Here is a 1,537-nt window from a genome sequence, read left to right on the forward strand (position 1 = left end):
GGCGGCACCCGACCGGGTGCGGCCTTCGCCGTAAACTGGCCCCATGCGTGATCTTGCGGGGGGCTTCCGGTATCTGCTGGCCGGACAGCGATGGGTGTTTCGCCACGGCCGGTGGCTGGGCTTCGGGCTGCTGCCCGGGCTCGTGGCGTTCGTCCTCTACGCCGGCGCCCTGACCGGGCTCGGCTACGGAGCCGACGACCTGACCGTCTGGGCCACCCCCTTCGCCGACGACTGGTCCTCGCCCTGGCTCTCGCTCTTCCGGGGCTTCCTGACCGCCCTGCTCTTCGGCCTCGGGCTGTTCGTCGCGGTGATCACCTTCACCGCCGTGACCCTGCTGATCGGCCAGCCCTTCTACGAGTCCCTCTCGGAGCAGGTCGACCGCAGCGAGGGCGGCGAGGTCCCCGAATCCGGGCTCCCGCTCTGGCTGGAGCTGTGGGTCTCGGCCCGGGACAGCGTGAAGGTGCTCGGGCGGGTGCTGCTGTACGGGGTCCTGCTCTTCCTCGCCGGTTTCCTCCCGGTGATCGGCCAGACGGTGATCCCGGTGCTCGGCTTCTGCGTCTCCGGATACTTCCTGACCCAGGAGCTCACCGCCGTGGCCCTGCAGCGGCGCAAGGTGGAGCTGCGCGACCGGCTGGAGCTGATGCGGTCGCGGCGGTTGCTGGTGCTGGGCTTCGGGGTGCCGCTGGTCCTGGCGTTCCTGGTGCCGCTGGTCGCGGTGTTCCTGATGCCGGGCGCGGTGGCCGGGGCCACGCTGATGGCCCGCGACCTCATGCGGACCGACGAGGATCCGGCCGCCGAGACCACCCCCGCGGGTTTCGGGCCGCCGCCGCCCGCGTACTCGTAGCCACAGGCCTCCCGCCAGCCACAGGCCTCCGGCGAGCCACAGGCCTCCGGCCGCCTACCGCTTCAGCAGCAGGATGGCCCCCGTCGTGTCCTCCTCACCGTGCCCGGCCGGGTCGGCGGCCAGTCGGCGGCGCAGCAGGTCCACGTACGGGGCGATGAGTTCGGCGCTGACGCCCTGTTCCTCGGCGGTGCGCAGCATGGTGTCGGTGCCCGTGACCTGCATGGCCAGGTTGGACACCACCCCCGAGGTGAGGTCCCTGGAGGTCAGCCGCTCGGCGGCGTTGCCGACGAAGAAACCCATCGCGCCGAGCCACTCGGACAGCAGCGGAGCCAGGTCCTTCGGGGCGATGCCCTCGCCCTCGGTCAGCGCGTAGGCCTGCGAGATGCCGGCGAACATCCCCCACATCGCGCTGAGGAGCGCCACGTCGTGCAGGGCCGCGTGCCCGGGGTCCTCACCGACGAAGCGGGAGCCCGCCGGGACCTCCAGCACCGCCCGGCGGGCCTCGAAGAGCGCCCGCGAGCCGCTGTAGAAGACGTACCCGCCGGCCTCGGGAACGCCGATCATCGTCGGCGTGGCCATGATCCCGCCGTCCAGGTACCGGGCGCCGCGCGCCTCGGCCCAGGCGGCGCGGGCGCGCGCCTCGGCCGGGGTGCCGGTGGTGAGGTTGACGAGGTCCTTGCCGGTCAGGTCGAT

The 1,537-nt window shown here is 72.6% G+C and carries 2 protein-coding genes; one reads left to right on the top strand and one right to left on the bottom strand.

The window, feature by feature from the left end; all coding sequences use genetic code 11:
* The first annotated feature begins 43 nt into the window (after nt 1-43).
* Nucleotides 44-844 (top strand): EI24 domain-containing protein, encoded by an 801-nt coding sequence (locus tag ACWGIU_RS37620; protein ID WP_453712553.1) that lies wholly within the window; start codon nt 44-46, stop codon nt 842-844.
* A gap of 54 nt (nt 845-898) precedes the next feature.
* On the opposite strand, the gene ACWGIU_RS37625 is transcribed toward ACWGIU_RS37620, so the two are convergent.
* Nucleotides 899-1,537, bottom strand: a 639-nt coding sequence (locus ACWGIU_RS37625) for an imine reductase family protein (protein WP_453712555.1), incomplete at its 5' end; no start/stop codon positions are given.

It is taken from the genome of Streptomyces sp. NPDC054840 (assembly GCF_053611065.1).